The 16,248-nt window shown below is 36.8% G+C and carries 16 protein-coding genes; 11 read left to right on the top strand and 5 right to left on the bottom strand.

All coding sequences use genetic code 11. From position 1 onward, the window contains the following. Positions 1-248 precede the first annotated feature (248 nt). The 4 genes from M899_RS18375 (at position 249) to M899_RS08270 (ending at position 2,667) form a co-directional block, all read left to right on the top strand. Positions 249-548 carry a hypothetical protein gene (locus M899_RS18375; protein ID WP_231370265.1) on the top strand — a complete coding sequence of 100 codons (300 nt, stop codon included), beginning with the start codon at positions 249-251 and terminating at the stop codon, positions 546-548. A 176-nt stretch (positions 549-724) separates the two neighbouring features. Then, positions 725-1,204 (top strand): hypothetical protein, encoded by a 480-nt coding sequence (locus M899_RS08280; RefSeq protein ID WP_021270997.1) that lies wholly within the window; start codon positions 725-727, stop codon positions 1,202-1,204. Between the two features lie 165 nt (positions 1,205-1,369). After that, on the top strand, positions 1,370-2,143 hold the full coding sequence (locus M899_RS08275; protein ID WP_021270964.1) for a transcriptional regulator: 774 nt from the start codon (positions 1,370-1,372) through the stop codon (positions 2,141-2,143). 5 nt (positions 2,144-2,148) lie between these two features. Then, positions 2,149-2,667: a hypothetical protein gene (locus M899_RS08270; protein WP_021270973.1), complete on the top strand. Its 519-nt coding sequence runs from the start codon at positions 2,149-2,151 to the stop codon at positions 2,665-2,667. A gap of 33 nt (positions 2,668-2,700) precedes the next feature. Here the strand turns inward: M899_RS08270 and lepB are convergent, their stop codons facing one another. From lepB to M899_RS08255, 3 genes are all read right to left on the bottom strand, one after another. Then, positions 2,701-3,462, bottom strand: a complete 762-nt coding sequence (gene lepB, locus M899_RS08265; RefSeq protein ID WP_021271014.1) for a signal peptidase I — start codon at positions 3,460-3,462, stop codon at positions 2,701-2,703. 218 nt (positions 3,463-3,680) lie between these two features. Beyond that, positions 3,681-5,324 (bottom strand): chaperonin GroEL, encoded by a 1,644-nt coding sequence (gene groL / locus M899_RS08260; protein ID WP_021270984.1) that lies wholly within the window; start codon positions 5,322-5,324, stop codon positions 3,681-3,683. A 40-nt stretch (positions 5,325-5,364) separates the two neighbouring features. Continuing rightward, on the bottom strand, positions 5,365-5,652 hold the full coding sequence (locus M899_RS08255; protein ID WP_021270960.1) for a co-chaperone GroES: 288 nt from the start codon (positions 5,650-5,652) through the stop codon (positions 5,365-5,367). A 219-nt stretch (positions 5,653-5,871) separates the two neighbouring features. Between M899_RS08255 and M899_RS08250 the strand changes: the two genes are divergently transcribed. Together M899_RS08250 and M899_RS08245 are read left to right on the top strand one after the other, a co-directional pair. Beyond that, a complete protein-coding gene (locus M899_RS08250; protein WP_021270974.1) occupies positions 5,872-7,692 on the top strand; it encodes a chloride channel protein in 1,821 nt (606 codons plus the stop codon). A gap of 82 nt (positions 7,693-7,774) precedes the next feature. Then, the gene (locus M899_RS08245) at positions 7,775-9,499 is read left to right on the top strand and encodes a FecR family protein (RefSeq protein WP_021271022.1); all 1,725 of its coding nucleotides are present in this window, start codon (positions 7,775-7,777) and stop codon (positions 9,497-9,499) included. On the opposite strand, the gene polA is transcribed toward M899_RS08245, so the two are convergent. Both polA and M899_RS08235 read right to left on the bottom strand, forming a co-directional pair. Next, complete coding sequence (gene polA, locus M899_RS17665) at positions 9,491-12,214, bottom strand: DNA polymerase I (RefSeq protein ID WP_021270956.1); 2,724 nt, start codon at positions 12,212-12,214, stop codon at positions 9,491-9,493. The genes M899_RS08245 and polA overlap by 9 nt on opposite strands. A 49-nt stretch (positions 12,215-12,263) precedes the next feature. Further along, positions 12,264-12,761 (bottom strand): RDD family protein, encoded by a 498-nt coding sequence (locus tag M899_RS08235; RefSeq protein WP_021271000.1) that lies wholly within the window; start codon positions 12,759-12,761, stop codon positions 12,264-12,266. A 153-nt stretch (positions 12,762-12,914) separates the two neighbouring features. On the opposite strand from M899_RS08235, the gene trxA reads away from it, so the two are divergent. From trxA to M899_RS08210, 5 genes are all read left to right on the top strand, one after another. Continuing rightward, positions 12,915-13,238 (top strand): thioredoxin, encoded by a 324-nt coding sequence (gene trxA, locus M899_RS08230; RefSeq protein WP_021270990.1) that lies wholly within the window; start codon positions 12,915-12,917, stop codon positions 13,236-13,238. Between the two features lie 74 nt (positions 13,239-13,312). Further along, positions 13,313-13,894 carry a D-sedoheptulose 7-phosphate isomerase gene (gene gmhA / locus M899_RS08225; RefSeq protein WP_021270967.1) on the top strand — a complete coding sequence of 194 codons (582 nt, stop codon included), beginning with the start codon at positions 13,313-13,315 and terminating at the stop codon, positions 13,892-13,894. Positions 13,895-13,999: 105 nt separating this feature from the next. Then, a complete protein-coding gene (locus M899_RS08220) occupies positions 14,000-14,920 on the top strand; it encodes a ChaN family lipoprotein (protein ID WP_034728543.1) in 921 nt (306 codons plus the stop codon). Between the two features lie 99 nt (positions 14,921-15,019). Continuing rightward, entirely contained in the window at positions 15,020-15,679 is a 660-nt protein-coding gene (locus M899_RS08215) for a MotA/TolQ/ExbB proton channel family protein (protein ID WP_021270958.1), read from the top strand. Between the two features lie 31 nt (positions 15,680-15,710). Then, entirely contained in the window at positions 15,711-16,241 is a 531-nt protein-coding gene (locus M899_RS08210; protein WP_021270965.1) for an ExbD/TolR family protein, read from the top strand. Positions 16,242-16,248 lie beyond the last annotated feature (7 nt).

Here is a 16,248-nt window from a genome sequence, read left to right as displayed (position 1 = left end):
CTTATTCATCCTTGAAGCGGCTTCTCTTGCCTTTCTACTTTTATATAATGCGAATACAATGCCAACTTTTTAGACAGCTAAGTGATGAAATCTTCGACAGTGGTGTCAAAACAGTGACTGACGTTTTTTGACAAACTGGCCCTAGGGCCTTTATTCATGGGCTTAGTGGCACCATCTAAAGTATATAATTTCATTTTTTTGACACCATTTGCTTGTCGAAAATCTTCTTCTCAAGTAAAAATCTCTCTATGGAAAATACAACGACACAACAATGTTACATAGTAACTAAACCATCATTTTTTACTTACTCATCTAGGGCGGGACTCGATCCAAATGATTTAATGGCGCTGCTCAAATTTTCAGAAGAAGATTTTCATCAAAAGAGCAACGGATACATATTAAGCCGTAAACAATATACCGCTATGTTATACAAGGCCGGTGTCCTGAACACATTAAGTGAGCTTAGCGACAACGAGCATGAAATCCTCACGAAAGTCCCAACAACTGAATTAATTCAAGAACTTGAGCGTCGAACTCGCAAGTCTTAGTCGTGACACGGGGCCCTACTTGTCATAAAATTTAGGCCCCTTTTTGACGCTGTCCTGCTTTTTCACAGAAAATGTGAAGTCATTTGGACAAATAAATTAGCACGAATTACTTTCCCTCCAACACAAAAACAAAAACAGTTCACACTGACTGATAAACAAACCTTTTGGAGGATGTTATGAAAAAACTTATCGCTTTAGCTGCAATCGCTCTTTCTATGAACACAATGGCCATTTCTGAAACTGATAGCTGGGAAACAATCAAAGCTACTTCAGGTGTTAAACTTGAAAACACATGGGCATTCGTAGGTAAAATCACTAACGTATTCAACGTATGTGTTGACGGTGAAAACCTAAGAACTCTTAACAAAGAAGCTGTTTACGGATACGGACCACACAGAGGTGGAGATAAGGATCCTGTAAGAGTTATCACTGGTTACAAGTACTACACTTACCCAATCAACTACACTTACGAGTCAAGAGTTTGTACAGGTAAGAACGACAACAGATGTAAAATGGTAACTACTGAAGTTAACCAAAAACTAGATAGAGAAATCACAGTTTCTAAATTCGTAAGAGAAGTTGGAAGCAGAGATAACAAGAGACCTGTTTACAAGACTCTTTTCAAGAAATCTTTCTCTATCCCAAGCTGTCTATAATTAGATCATTAGAGAAATTCTCTGTTGGTTGTGTGTTTTGATAAGAGAGGGCCAGAATCTGGCCCTTTTTTTATATAAAATTAGCGACTTAACAGTCTGTAGAACTTTCACAGCGACTCAACAATTTTTTTAACTATGATATAGATTTGGAATCATGGAGAAAAAATGGAGATAGAAACTTCAAATCAAGAAATTGATTTAAAAAGACAAGTCGCAATCGACTTGAAAAAGAAGCTATCTGAGTTTCGTGATCCCAAAATTGGGATGCGTCTTCTTGCGGAAAAAGTCGACGTAAGTGAAAGAACTCTTCATCGCCTACTTAATGAACAAAATAGGCCGACATACCAAACTCTTTACAAACTTTATCGCGTTCTCTTTTCTACAACTAATGACTCACTCCTTTTAGAGTTAGTCCCACCGGTAGTTAAAGACGAAATTGAAAAATATAATCCTAATACACAAGATAAAAGCATTATCTATTCTGCAGACATAGAAAGTGAAATTCTCTACGATCGCTGTTTTGCTGAGATTTATTTCATGGCCTCATGTTACCCGATCTCTAGAGAATTTATTCAATACCGCTATGGGCTTTCTGGACTTGAAACAGTCGAAAAGATGATTGAACTTCGTGCCCTTAAACAAACACGCGATGGCAATTATACGCTCGGGGACAATCAAGCTAATTTCTCTGGAAAGACTCTTAAAAGAGCTGGACTTGCTATTGCAGAAAAATTTGCAAAACCAGAAAATGCAGAAACTGGTGGAGAAAATGTTATTGCTTTTTATGCTGAAGGATTAAGCGATGAAGCATACGAAGAATGGCTGAAAATTGACGAAGAGGCATTTCATAAAAAAGTCGAACTCGCAAATAAACCAGGTGCAAAAGGAACTAAGCGTGCCTTTACATTCGCCATTACAGACACGCTTAATACAAAGTAGGAATAATGAAAAAGTTATTAATAATTACGGCGTTGATTTCTTTAAATACTCTAGGTGGTTCTGGTGGAATCGCTGGTGGAAGCTCTACTGGAACGAAGCCTTCTTCAAAGAGTTGGGAATCAATCAGAAAAAGAGCAGATTACAAACTTGCTAATACTTGGGCATTTGTTGGTAAAATCTCTAACGTATTCAACGTATGTGTTGATGGGGATAATCTAAGAACAATCAACAAAGAGCCTGTTTATGGATTTGGTCCAAGAAAAGGTGGAGATAAAGAGCCAGAGAGAATCATTACTGGCCATGAATACTACTCTTATCCAATTGTTTATACATCTTACAGAGAAGTGTGTAACGGTAAAGATAAGAACTGTAAGAAAATCCCTTACACTATTGAGCAAGATCTTGATCGTGATATTACAGTTTCAAAATTTGTGAGAACTGTAGGAAGTAGAGATAATAGACGTGACGTTTATGAAGAAGTCTTTACTAAGCCATATTCAATTCCATACTGCGAAAATGAATAATAAAAAAGGGAGCGAAAGCTCCCTTTTGTTTTTTTAAAGTAGTGTTCCAATTCTCCAAGGTCTGAAATGAAATTTTTCTTGTGACCATGGGTAAACCATACTAAACCACACCATAAAAGCACGTCCGTGCATATGAGAAAATGGAACAAATCCCCATACACGTGAGTCACTTGAATAGTCGCGGTTATCACCAAGAGCGAAGAAATGTCCCTCAGGAATTTTTGTTCTTGGAATGTTTAAGTGCATTGGAAAACCTGTATTTTCGGCAGTAACAAATGTTCTACCGTTATCAAGTTTATTTTCATAGAAATCAAGAAACTTGTGATCAAACTTTGGTTCATCAAAAAGCTCTAAATACTCATCAGTATTTTCAAGTTTTTGTTTCTCTACTGCTTTTCCATTGAGGTAAACCACATTGTCTTGAACTTCAATTTCATCTCCAGGAAGACCGATAATTCTTTTAACAAAAAGAATACTTCTGTCTCTTGGATATTCAAAAACTACGATATCCCCTCTTTCTGGACCATCATTTTGAGTCAAATAAACGGGATCACCAAAAAGATCTGAGTATGGAAGTTTAAATCCATAGGCCATTTTATTAACTACGATGAAATCACCGATGGCATTTGTTGGAAGTAATGATCCAGATGGAATGTGATTTGGCTCTAGAAAAGAAGACCTAAAAGCAAATACAGTAACGATAATAATCGCATAAGATTTGATCTCTTTAATTACCTTTTCTTTTTTCGTTAAAGTGGGCTCGGCCACAGGCACCTCTTTTTTATTCCAAAGCATGGTTTGTCCTTAAGATTAGATTAATGGAGATATTTTAGGGGAAAAAAGGTGGAATAGAAAGAGGGAGCGTAGCTCCCTCTTTTTTAGAATATACTTCATTTAGTTGTCGTCGCGTCAAACGATGTTCAAACAAGGTCGCCCCTTATTGCGAAGCAGGCGCTTACGCTTCTGCTTCTCACTAAGGCTTATGCAGCGTCAAATTGCGAAGCAATTTGCCGCTACATCATCCCAGGCATTCCGCCCATTCCACCCATTCCAGCACCGCCCATAGGAGCGTCATCTTTCTTAGGTAGATCAGCGATCATTGTTTCAGTTGTAAGCATTAGACCAGCAACTGAAGCAGCGTTTTGTAGAGCAGATCTCGTAACTTTAGTTGGATCGATGATCCCAGCAGCTACAAGGTTCTCATATTTTTCTTCACGAGCGTTGAAACCAAAGTTTACATCACCCTTAGTTCTTACTTCATTAACAACTACTGAACCTTCAAGACCAGCATTTGTAGAAATTTGTCTTAGAGGCTCTTCAACAGCTCTTCTAACAATTCTGATACCGAAAGCTTCTTGCTCATTAGCACCTGTAATAGTGTCTAGAACAGTAGAAGCATGGATAAGAGCTGAACCACCACCAACAACAATACCTTCTTCAACAGCAGCTCTTGTTGCGTTAAGAGCATCTTCTACTCTATCTTTTTTCTCTTTCATTTCAGCTTCAGTTGGAGCTCCAACATTGATTACAGCGACACCACCAGCAAGCTTAGCAAGTCTTTCTTGTAGTTTTTCTTTATCGTAATCTGAAGTTGTTTCTTCAATTTGCTTTCTGATTTGAGCAACACGAGCATCAACTGCATCTTTGTCACCAGCACCATCAACAATTGTTGAATTTTCTTTATCAATTGTTACTCTCTTAGCTGAACCTAGGTGGTCTAGAGTTGCAGTTTCAAGACTCATTCCTAGCTCTTCAGAGATCACTGTACCACCAGTTAGTGTTGCGATATCTTTTAGCATTTCTTTTCTTCTGTCACCAAATCCTGGAGCTTTAACTGCAGCGATTTGAAGAGTTCCTCTTAGCTTGTTAACAACTAGAGTTGTAAGAGCTTCACCTTCTACATCCTCAGCGATGATTACAAGTGGTCTTGAAGTTTGAACAGACTTCTCAAGGATTGGAAGAAGTTCTTTCATGCTAGAAATTTTCTTATCTGTAATAAGAAGATTAGCGTTATCGAATTGGACTTCCATTTTTTCTGGGTTTGTTACGAAGTATGGAGATAGGTATCCTCTATCAAATTGCATACCTTCTACAACGTCTAGAGTTGTTTCAGCTGTTTTTGATTCTTCGATAGTGATAACACCATCTTTTCCAACTTTTTCCATTGCTTCAGCAAGAAGTTTTCCGATTTCGATATCGTTGTTACCAGAGATTGTACCAACTTGAGCGATCTCTTCAGAAGTCTTAATTTCTTTAGACATTTCTTTTAGCTTAGCTACAACTTTTTCTACAGCTTTATCGATACCTCTTTTAAGGTCCATTGGATTGTGTCCAGCTGTAACAAGCTTAACACCTTCTCTATAGATTGCTTGAGCAAGTACAGTTGCAGTAGTTGTACCGTCACCTGCATCTTCGTTAGTTTTCTGAGCAACCTCTTTAACCATTTGAGCGCCCATATTTTGGAAATTATTTTCTAGTTCAATTTCCTTAGCAACTGAAACACCATCTTTTGTAATGTGTGGAGCACCAAAAGATTTTTGAATGATTACGTTTCTTCCCTTTGGTCCAAGTGTAACTTTAACTGCATTAGCAAGTTGGTTAACACCTTCAAGGATTAGTGCTCTTGCGTCTTCTGAATACTTTAATTCTTTAGCCATATTTAACTCCTGTATATTATTTAAATTATTTTTAGGTTAATTATTGAAGGATTCCGAAAATATCGTCTTCTTTCATGATCAGGTATTCTTGACCAGCAACCTTTACTTCTGTTCCAGCATATTTACCGAAAATAACTTTATCACCTTTTTTAACAGTAAGGGCCGCAAATGATCCATCCTGGTTTCTGTAACCTGGACCAACTTCTACGACTTCACCTTGAACTGGCTTTTCAGCGTGGTTATCTGGAATGATAATTCCACCAGCTGTCTTTGTTTCTTCGTCTAGTCTCTTGATCACAACGCGATCCTGAAGTGGCTTAACTTGCATAGGTCCTCCTTAATGAGTTTTTATTGGAAAAATCGAGTTTAATTTCTTTTGTCGCCAAGTTGGTAAGCATTTAATCAGTGTCAAGGGTGATAAGTCCAAATTTTTTTCAAAATCCCCTTTTTTTAAGATTTTCCCCCTTAACTCAAAGGCCAAATGGGTGTAGCTTCAGTATTAGGGAACAAGTGTCGCCCCCTAAATAAATAAACTGGATATTTCGCAATGCTCAACGAATCTCAAAGTAGAAAGTACTCCCTTATTGGTAGATTTATTAAAACCGAACAAGCGGAAGAGAGGACGTATTTAGCCCTAACTTTGCTGACAGGTGTTATTTCTGCGCTAGTGGCCGTTGCCATTGACGTGAGTACAGAAAAGTTGACGCATTTACTCGGAACAAATGAAACCTTCACACTCAAATCATTCGCTCTTGGTGGACTTGTTCTTTTTATCTCTGGTTGGTTAACGACAAGAAAATTTCCTTCGACTTCCGGCTCAGGTGTACCTGGAGTTAGAATTGCGCTGGCCGTACACCACGGTAAAATGCCCTTCAAAAATACTATAGCGAAACTTATCGTTTCAATTCTTAGTTTATCTTCAGGTGTATCGCTTGGACGAGAAAGTCCAACAATTGCTGTAACGGCCGGTGTTGGATCATATCTTGGTTCATTTTTTCAAATGTCGAAAAAAAGAGTAAAGGCCCTACTTGCAGTTGGTGCGGCCGGTGGTCTTGCTGGTGCCTTTGGAACTCCTATTACTGCTGTAGTTTTCACCCTTGAAGAAGTTGTTGGAGATCTGAACGCCAAAATCCTTGGTTCAATTGTTATTTCATCTGTTGTGGCATCAATCACTGCGATGATGTTAACGGGTAAAGAATCTCTTTTTTCGCAACTCCACTATAGTTTAAATGATCCAAGAGAATTGATCTTCTATCTTTTCATCGGTCTATTTGCCGCAGGCTTTGGTCCACTTTGGATGAAGACTGTTCTTTTTCTACGTGAAAAGAGTCTTCTGATTTTTAAACACCACAAGCTAACTCCAATTGTCGTGGCCTTCATCATCGTTGGTCTTCTATCTCAAATTCACCCAGCTGCTCTTGGTAGTGGTCACGGTAAACTTGAAGAAACACTTCTTTCTCTAATTCTAGATTGGAAAGTAGTCCTAACTATTTTCATTCTAAAATTCTTGGGAACAAGTATCTGTTATGCATCTGGTATCAGTGGCGGACTTTTCTTCCCGACACTTCTAATCGGTGCAAGTTTAGGCTCACTCGTCGGTGCCCTTGCAGGAACATTATTTCCTGAGATTACTTCAAACACTGGTGCTTATGCACTCGTTGGAATGGGTGCTTATTTGGCGGCAGTTATTCGCGCCCCATTTACATCAATTCTTCTCGCTTTTGAGATGACAAGAGATTACAACATTATCCTTCCAATCATGATTGCCAACATTACTTCATACGTTCTTTCTGGAAGATTAACTGATGGTTCAATCTATGAACAAATCTCTGAACAAGATGGTATTCACCTACCGACAAGAGAAGATAATGATATTCTCGACACCATGACAGTCGAAGAAGCGATGGTTAAAGATGTTGTCACTCTAAATAGTAAACTTACAGTAGCAGAGGCCCTGCAAGGAATTAAAGGTACAGGAATCTCAGGTTTTCCCGTACTAAATAATGGTCGTCTGGTTGGAATGATTTCAAAAAGTGAAATTGGGACAAATTATGCAAAAGGTAATGGTGATACTATCATCGAAAAGCTATCTGAAAAGAAGCTAATCAAAATTCACCCAGACCAATCACTGATGGTGGCCCTTCATAGATTGAATAAGTTTCAAGTATCTCGCCTACCTGTAGTTTCGAGAATTAATGACAAGATCCTTCTTGGGATTATTACTGCAGAAAATATCGTATGCCAATTTGGTTATCACGTTAAAGAAGATGAGGCCGAAAAGAAGATTTCAATTGAGGACTATGAAAAAGAATATGAACTTCGTCTTCAAGAAATGGAAAAGGCAAAGGCCCCTCAAACGACTGAATAAATACTTAATTGCTAGGTCATATCTTTGGCCTAGCATCTCTTTCCTCCTATAAAAGACCTCCAAAAACAAATAAAATTTAGTAATGAAATACACATTACTCTTTCTATTTTTTATATCTCAATGGACTTACGCCAACGTAGAAGTAATCAAAGTGAGAGGCGAAGCTTTTATACAAAAAGAGAATTCCCTAATTCACATCAAGGCCAAAGATAAATTTGAAAATGGAACTATTTTCAAAACTGGCGAAAAAAGTCTTCTCGTCGTAAAAGTAAAAAATGGGCAATTTACATTAAGACCTAATTCAGAAACTCAAATCTCAGCTATTTCAAATAGCGAGATTACATTTGTAAATTTACTCAAAGGGCAAATTCGTGCCCAAATAAATCAAAGAGAAAGCAAAGAGATCAAAACCATTATAAAAACAAAAAGCGTGGCCATTGGAGTTAGAGGTACCGATTTCATTACATCGTATAATGATACTAATTTAAGTACAGGCGTTCTCGGATTCACAGGCGAAACTGCTGTCGTAAAAGTTCCTGAGGATGAATTAATGGCCATTGAAAACTATCATCCCGAAATTGTACTCACAGAGTTTGAGCAGTCCGATAGTATTACTCTCTCTCAAGGGATTTTCTCTCAAGTGTTTATTGGAGACTCTCCTATCGAACTTTACAACACTGATCCAAAACAAATTTCTGCGTTAAGTGACAATGAAATTTCATATCATCAAAAAAATTCTGATGGGCTTGTTGATTTAGAAACAAATTTTTTTATCACAAATGATGACGAGAATAACAACGTTGGAACATTTGATAAAAAAGATGGTAGCTATATTCCACCAGAAGGACTACGACTTGATCCATTGGAAGGATTTGTCCATGCCTTCAAAGAAAATATTGATAAATTAAAAGAACTACAAGAGCGACTGAATACGAAAATTGAAGATAAAATTTTCAGAATTAAAGACCTGACATCTCTTGTTTCAAAAATTGAGAGCTATTATCACTATTCAAATACAGGAATCGAAGATCATTTTTCGCAATGGAGAAATATACAAAAAATTGATCTCCATCAATTTATATTAAAAGGAGATATCCACCATCTAACTTACAAAAGTGAATACTTTGAATGGACGCCACGACTTTACGGAGAGCTTTATTTAAACAATCACCAAAAGAACAAAATGGCGCGTAACTATGATAATGCAAATTTTGGTGGTGCCTTTGACTTCAAGGCAATGTACGATTTATTTGGTAAAAAGGCACAAACTAAAGCGACAGTCTCTGGTGGCTTTATCTATAAAGATTTAAAAGCAAAAGGAAGTATCAGCTATTACGCTGGCCATCTATACACTTCACTTGGAAACAGTATCAATTATTATGGGCAAAAAAGAGTAGGCCTTAAAATAGATCTTAGATTTTTTGAAACCCAAGAGTCTGAAGAAGATGTCGGACATATTCTTGGAATACATAGCTTTATTGATTTCTTTAAAAATAATTCATCGAGTTTAAGGTTTAAACTATCTCTTATGAGAAGAGAGCATTTCTATAAAAGTGAAATCTTTGAAAATTCTTTAATCTTTAAAAAATTTGATCTATTTAGAAAGACAGATTTTATAAGCACATACTCATTTCACAAACAAAACGATCGCGAATCAAAACTGTACCAACATTTATTGGGTATACGATTAGAAAGAAGAAAAGGGCCGTTTTTACGCTATTTTACAGAAGTTGAGTATGGGGCCCTTAAAACGAATGAATCGCTGAACCCCATTAATTTTTCAATTGGTGTTAAAGGACTATTTTAGATCGTACCAATTAACTCCAATTCCCATATCTACTCTTAGAGGAACTTTTAGATCTACCACTGTTTCCATTCCAGTACGAACGATCTGTTTCATTTGCTCTAATTCAGATTCTATTACTTCAAAAATCAATTCATCGTGTACCTGCAGAAGCATTTTAGACTTTAGTCCTGCATCTTTCATACTTTGATCAATATTGATCATCGCAATTTTAATAATATCAGCGGCCGTTCCTTGAATTGGTGAATTGATCGCCATTCTCTCAGCATTGGCCTTAATTGTTCTGTTTTGAGAATGAATATCTGGCAAGAATCTTTTTCTTCCATGGTAAGTAATCGTATAACCATAGGCCTCTGCTTTTTCTTTCAGAGAATCCAAATATCCTTTTACTGCGCTAAATCTTTCAAAATAAACATCAATAAAATCTTTCGCATCTTTTCTAGAAATTCCTAATGCCTTAGCTAAACCAAAAGAAGACTGGCCATACATTAGTCCAAAGTTTACGGCCTTGGCCTTCGCTCTATCATTACTTGTAACTTTATCAAGAGGGATACCCAAAACCTCAGAAGCGGTTTGAGCGTGAATATCGGCCCCTTCCTGGAATGCTTTTAACATTACAGGATCTTCAGAAAAATGTGCAAGAAGTCTAAGCTCAACTTGTGAATAGTCGGCCGAAAGAAGAAGATTTCCAGGAGTCGCTATAAATCCTTTTCTCACCTTTCTTCCCATCTCTGAGCGAATTGGAATATTTTGTAAGTTCGGATTCACTGAAGACAAACGTCCAGTTTGAGCAACATGCTGATTAAAACTTGTATGAATCTTTCCATCTACTTCACTCGCAAGTTGAGGGATAGCTTTAACATAAGTTGATAAGATTTTTCCTAACTCTCTAAATTGGAGAATAAGAGCTGGAACTTCTGAAATATTACGAGAGGCCAGATCCTCTAGAACTTCAGAGTCTGTAGAAAAACCTGTTTTTGTTTTTTTGACAACAGGAAGAGCAAGTTCTTCAAAGAGAAACTCTCCAACTTGTTTTGGAGAATTAAGATTTACTTCTTTTTCACTATGTCTGTTAATTTTATTCTGAATACTCTCTAGCTCTGTAGAAAGTTCGCTTTCAAATTTCTTAAAATACTCGGCATTAATTCTCACACCTTCTGTTTCCATAGCTGCAAGAACAGAGATTAACTTTGCATCAATATCATAGTAGATACTTTCCAACTCTACTTTAGCTAATTCTGCTTTGTATTTAGTCGCTAAATGCCAAGTGGCATCCGCTCTTGCACAAGTAAAATCTCTCGCGAGATCAGCTTCAATATCTGAGATGTGTTGATTCTTTTTATCGAATGAAGGAAGTTGAATTCCCATACCACCTGCAAGATTTTCAATGCTGTGATTACCACCCGTATTCAAAATAAAATGCGCTTGAACAATGTCAAACATCTTTGCTTTAAATTCAATTTTTGAAACGAGAGAGTAGATATAATCCAACTTCGAATGTTCAGAAAAAACTTCTAAATTTTCATTACAAAAAACAGTCGTCAACAGTTCGATGAGATCGTCTTTTGAAAATGTATTATTATAGAAAGGAACATAATAAGTCTTTTCTTCATCAAGAGTTATAGCTGCAGCAAGAATTTCTCTTTGCAATTTATCTTCACTATCATACTCAGTATGCAGGGCCACTGATTCATGACTTGAGATTTTATTCAAAATATCTGAAAATTCTTCTTTTGATGAAATCGTAATGAATTCTGACTTAGAGACCACTGCTTCAACTTCTTCTGATGAAGAAGCAGAAACTGAAAAAGAAGGTGTTGATTCAGTCTTTTGATTCTCTGCTTGATGAACTTGATATTTAATTTCTTTTAGTTTTACTAGCATTGACTTAAAGCCTAGAGATTCAAGATAAGAAATTAAGTCATCTGTTGGATAAAATTTATAAGCAGTATCTTCCGGCTGAAGGTGAAGATCTACATCCGTGACGATTTGTACTAGTTTTTTTGAAAGTAGCCCCTGATCTAAATAATCTGTAAAAGCAGTTATAAGCTTTTTACCTTTTAGATTATCTTTATTGGCAATACAATTTTCTAGAGTACCATATTCTTCTAAGAGCTTAGCTGCTCCTTTGGCGCCAATACCTTTCATGCCTGGTACGTTGTCTGATGTATCCCCAACAATTGATAAATAATCAACGATCTGATCTGGACGCACGCCCATTTTTTCGAAAACGTCTGCAGGTCCAAAAATTTTGTCTTTCATTGTATCGAGAACTTTTGTATTTCCCTCTACAAATTGCATTAAGTCTTTATCACCTGAAGCAATTAGTATTTCGTCAAACTTATCTTTCCACTGAACACAAGCTGAACCAATAATATCGTCGGCTTCATACTCTTCATTCATAGCATATTTGAGTTCCATTTTTTCTATGAGCTTTGCAATGAGATCAAATTGAGGAATTAAATCTTCAGGCGGTTCTGATCTATTGGCCTTGTAAGCATCATAGATTTGATTTCTAAAAGACCCACCCTTAGTATCACGAGCAAGCAAAATATGTGTTGGACGGTATACCGAAAACATTTTCATAAACATGCTTAGAATTCCATGTACCGCATTTACAGGCGTTCCATCGGGTGCATGTAATGGGCGAATGGCATAGAAAGCACGAAATATGAAATTACTTACGTCGATAATAATCAGGCGTGATGGTGATGGCATCTTGGGCTCCTTTAGTAGGAGTCCAATTTAGCAAATCAAAGACCATTAATTAAGCTTTTTCTGTGACATCAAACCAGCTCGTTTTCATTTTTTTGGTAGACATTTCCTTGTCCGCATCCCCTGCAATTACAGTGGTATCGGCCATTACGTCGCCAAGACGATGTCCTGAGTCAAGTTTGTAAAGAAGATAGATTTCTAGAATAATAAGAGGCACTCCGATGATTAACGAAATAACCCAACCCCAAAAAGGGATGATTGCAAAAAACAACGGAACTAATAATGGTAAATTTCTAATGAATGATTGCTTCATAGAGCATGGCTTTCCATCTTCTAGAGAGATCACAGCGAAGCCTATAAAGCGTTTGCCAACAGACTGACCATTTTGTAGAGAGTCAGCAACAGTTAAATAAATAAGGGATAAAATAAGACCTACGGGATAGAAAAAGAGCGACAAAATAAGCACAATAAACATGTCTATCGACTTTGCAATAAGTCGGGCCAGACGTGCCGCTTTGATGCTCTTTTGTAGTAAATATTTTCTTTCCATAACACCTATTGTATCTTGCTGAATTTACTTATGACATTAGGCATATATTGCCAATAATGCAATAACTTAATTTTTCCAACTCAGCTTCACAACACCTCTCTTATAATATAATATTATAAGTCAAAAGCTTGCTACAAATCTTAAGGAGAATATATGAGTAATGTAAATAAAACTGATTCAGCAAATTTTCAAAGTGACGTTCTAGGGTCTGATAAGCCTGTTCTAGTGGACTTTTGGGCAGAATGGTGTGGACCATGTAGAACACTTGGCCCAATTCTAGACGAAGTGGCCGCAGAACTTGGCGATAAAGCTACTATTCTTAAAGTTAACGTAGATGAAAACGGTGAACTAGCTCAACAGTACGGAATCCGTGGTATTCCTACAATGATCTTCTTCAAAAATGGAGAAGCAACAAAAACTCTTGTTGGTGTTCAACCAAAAGAAGAAATCAAAAAATCTCTTGAAGAACTTGCATAGTAAAAAATAAGGGGCTGAAAAGGCCCCTTTTTTTTTGTATAATAGTCTCATAATTAAAATATGAGGAAAAAATTATGTCAGATTTTATTGTAGAGGCCATGCAAAATGCCCGCACAACACTAGATTCTTTTTTAGCAAATCCACAAAACATTAAAACAATGGAAGGTGCAATCAATTCGCTCGTTTCTAGTTTTAAAAATGGCGGAAAAGTAATCAGCTGTGGAAATGGCGGTTCAATGTGCGATGCCATGCACTTTGCTGAAGAGCTTACAGGACGCTTTAGAAAAGATCGTCCAGCACTTCCTGCCGTAGCAATTTCTGACTCTTCACATATTAGTTGTGTTGCTAATGATTACGGTTTTGATTACATCTTCTCAAAGTATGTGGAAGCTTGGGGAAAAGATGGTGATACACTTCTTGCCATTTCAACTTCAGGAAATTCACCTAACGTTTTAAATGCTGTTGAAGCAGCTAAAGCACGTGGAATGAAAGTGATCGGTCTTCTTGGTAAGGGCGGTGGAAAATTGAAAGATATGGTGGACTTCCCACTAGTTATCGATGCTACTGTATCTGATAGAATCCAAGAGATGCACATTAAAATCATTCACACATTCATTGAGGGTGTTGAACGCCAAATCTTCCCTGAAAACTACTAAAATCAGATAGTTAAATGGCCACAGAAGTGGCCATTTTTTTTACAATGCTGAATATTCTTCACTTACCCTAACGAGAAATCTTCTACCATGCTACCTTGAGTGGCCATGAGATTTATATTTCTTGTAACACTCATTCTTTCTCTTTCAAGCTACTCGATCCCAAATGATCGCGTCGCCACTGATAACAACCACTACCTCTATCCCCGCAATAGAGAAGTCCTCTATATCAGTGGAATAGAAAATCCATATTATTCTTTTGATGCTCTCAAACGCGAAAAAAATATCTGTGAGAATTCTACGACTAAGCAAAGAATTTGTGGCCTTATAGAACCCTTATTAAATGAATCACGACCGTCAAAAATGAATTATAAAAACTTACAAGTTGAGGATTCGAATCTTGTTATCATCGGAGAAATGCATCCAAATATCTCCCCTAAAAAAATCGCAATTGATATCATCGAAAAAGACTCTTCTTTCACACATCTTGCGCTTGAAATGTTTAATCAAGCTTCACAAGAAAAAATAAATGATTTTCAGGAAGGAAAAATCACTGCCGATGAACTCGAAACGACACTCTCATCTGAATGGTCTTACAATAGTGCTCCTTATATGGAGCTTATCATTAGGGCCAATGAACTTGGACTTAAAATCACTGCTCTCGACAATAGAAAAAGTGTGACTCAATCTGATCTTTCTCAAAACTTAATTGAAAGAGATATTATTTGGGCAAAGAAGCTCACTGAAATTTTTAAAGAAGATAATTCAAGTAAAGTTCTAATGCTGTCAGGAAAGCTACACTCTTTTAAAAAGTTCCAACAAGAAAACTCAACTAATAAAATTAAAACTGTCGTTGAATTAATAAATGAAAATATCACGATCAAAACAAAATCATTTTTTGTTATCGAAAAAAGAGAAGACAATCTCTTCAGACGCTATATTCAACGCCAAGAAACAAATGAAACCCAACTTCTTTTAAACCACGAACTTCTCCAGCCCTATATAGACGGAATTATTTTCTCTCTCTAAAGGGAAAGAATTACCTCACTAATAAAATTCAAACCCTTACAGTATTTTCTATTAAAATAGAAAAAAGTATTTGTAATAACTAACAGGAGAAGTTCAACCATGGAAGGTTCAACTGTAGTGGGCTCAGTCAATACAATCGCCTCATTTATTCAAAATGGTGGTGCATTCATGTGGGTAATCCTAATCGTTTGGGGATTTGGGATTGCAATTGCTATCGAAAGATTTATTAAATTATCATTTAAATTTGATGTAGATGGAGCTTCATTTATGAATGAACTTCAACGCTATATTCTTTCAAATGACATTCAAGGTGCGATTCGCGTTTGTTCAGGATCTGCGGCAGCACTTCCTAGAGTTCTTAAAAGTGGACTTAAAAGAAGTACTTCAAGCCCAGGGCAAATTCAAAATGCAATCGATGCAACTGCTCTAGAAGTCATTCCAAAAGTAGAACTTAGAATGAATTATCTTCAACTTGTTGCAAACATCGCGACTCTATTTGGACTCCTTGGAACGATTCAAGGTCTTATTGAGTCATTTGCTGCAGTTGCTGCTGCAGACCCTGCACAAAAAGCAGAACTACTTGCAACGGGTATTTCAAAAGCAATGAACACGACATTTTTAGGTCTTCTTGCTGCAATCTCGATTATGATGGTTCACACATTCTTACAGAGTAAATCAGATAAAATCGTTAATGAGATTGATGAATTTTCAGTAAAGCTAATGGATCTTTTAGGAACTAAGAAAGAGAAGGGAGAATAATCTCCCTTCCCCTCTTTTCCAAGGAAATCTCATGTATCAAACGCCAAGCCGTAGAACACAAAGAAAAGAAGTTACAAAACCAAATCTAATTCCGATTTTGGATGCGGTTTTTATTTTCATCTTCTTTCTTTTGATGTCGGCAAACTTTATTAAAGTTTTCGAAATCCCGAGTGATGTTCCTATTATTTCTGATAGAGAACCACCAAAAACAGATAAGAAGCCACTGGCCCTAACTTTAAAGATCTACCAATCATCAATTTCGATCTACACAGGTGTTCCAGGAAGAAACGTTCGTTCATTCCAGAAACTTGCTGATGGGAATTATGATCTCGAAGGTCTAAAGAGTTATTTAATTGGGCTTAAGAAAAGCAATCTTGATGAAGATACTGCTATCTTAGAACCAGTTGTCGATCTATCGTATGAAGACATTATTAAAATCATGGATGCTATCAGAATGCTTCGTAATACTGATCCAGACATTTATGTAAAAGACAGACAGGGCATGGATGTAAAACTCAAAACTCTGTTTGGTAAAATTATTTTTGGAAATATTCAAAGCTAGGAAATAC

It is taken from the genome of Bacteriovorax sp. BSW11_IV (assembly GCF_000447755.1).
In the GTDB taxonomy this organism is placed as follows: Bacteria; Bdellovibrionota; Bacteriovoracia; order Bacteriovoracales; family Bacteriovoracaceae; genus BSW11-IV.
Note: the sequence above shows the minus strand (reverse complement) of the source record. Positions and strands in the feature narration are given on the sequence as shown.

Bases quoted from the DNA above. Each gene is read 5' to 3' on its own strand.
- M899_RS18375 (WP_231370265.1), top strand. From the start codon at position 249: ATGGAAAATACAACGACACAACAATGTTACATAGTAACTAAACCATCA.
- M899_RS08280 (WP_021270997.1), top strand. From the start codon at position 725: ATGAAAAAACTTATCGCTTTAGCTGCAATCGCTCTTTCTATGAACACA.
- M899_RS08275 (WP_021270964.1), top strand. From the start codon at position 1,370: ATGGAGATAGAAACTTCAAATCAAGAAATTGATTTAAAAAGACAAGTC.
- M899_RS08270 (WP_021270973.1), top strand. From the start codon at position 2,149: ATGAAAAAGTTATTAATAATTACGGCGTTGATTTCTTTAAATACTCTA.
- lepB (WP_021271014.1), bottom strand. From the start codon at position 3,462: ATGCTTTGGAATAAAAAAGAGGTGCCTGTGGCCGAGCCCACTTTAACG.
- groL (WP_021270984.1), bottom strand. From the start codon at position 5,324: ATGGCTAAAGAATTAAAGTATTCAGAAGACGCAAGAGCACTAATCCTT.
- M899_RS08255 (WP_021270960.1), bottom strand. From the start codon at position 5,652: ATGCAAGTTAAGCCACTTCAGGATCGCGTTGTGATCAAGAGACTAGAC.
- M899_RS08250 (WP_021270974.1), top strand. From the start codon at position 5,872: ATGCTCAACGAATCTCAAAGTAGAAAGTACTCCCTTATTGGTAGATTT.
- M899_RS08245 (WP_021271022.1), top strand. From the start codon at position 7,775: ATGAAATACACATTACTCTTTCTATTTTTTATATCTCAATGGACTTAC.
- polA (WP_021270956.1), bottom strand. From the start codon at position 12,214: ATGCCATCACCATCACGCCTGATTATTATCGACGTAAGTAATTTCATA.
- M899_RS08235 (WP_021271000.1), bottom strand. From the start codon at position 12,761: ATGGAAAGAAAATATTTACTACAAAAGAGCATCAAAGCGGCACGTCTG.
- trxA (WP_021270990.1), top strand. From the start codon at position 12,915: ATGAGTAATGTAAATAAAACTGATTCAGCAAATTTTCAAAGTGACGTT.
- gmhA (WP_021270967.1), top strand. From the start codon at position 13,313: ATGTCAGATTTTATTGTAGAGGCCATGCAAAATGCCCGCACAACACTA.
- M899_RS08220 (WP_034728543.1), top strand. From the start codon at position 14,000: ATGAGATTTATATTTCTTGTAACACTCATTCTTTCTCTTTCAAGCTAC.
- M899_RS08215 (WP_021270958.1), top strand. From the start codon at position 15,020: ATGGAAGGTTCAACTGTAGTGGGCTCAGTCAATACAATCGCCTCATTT.
- M899_RS08210 (WP_021270965.1), top strand. From the start codon at position 15,711: ATGTATCAAACGCCAAGCCGTAGAACACAAAGAAAAGAAGTTACAAAA.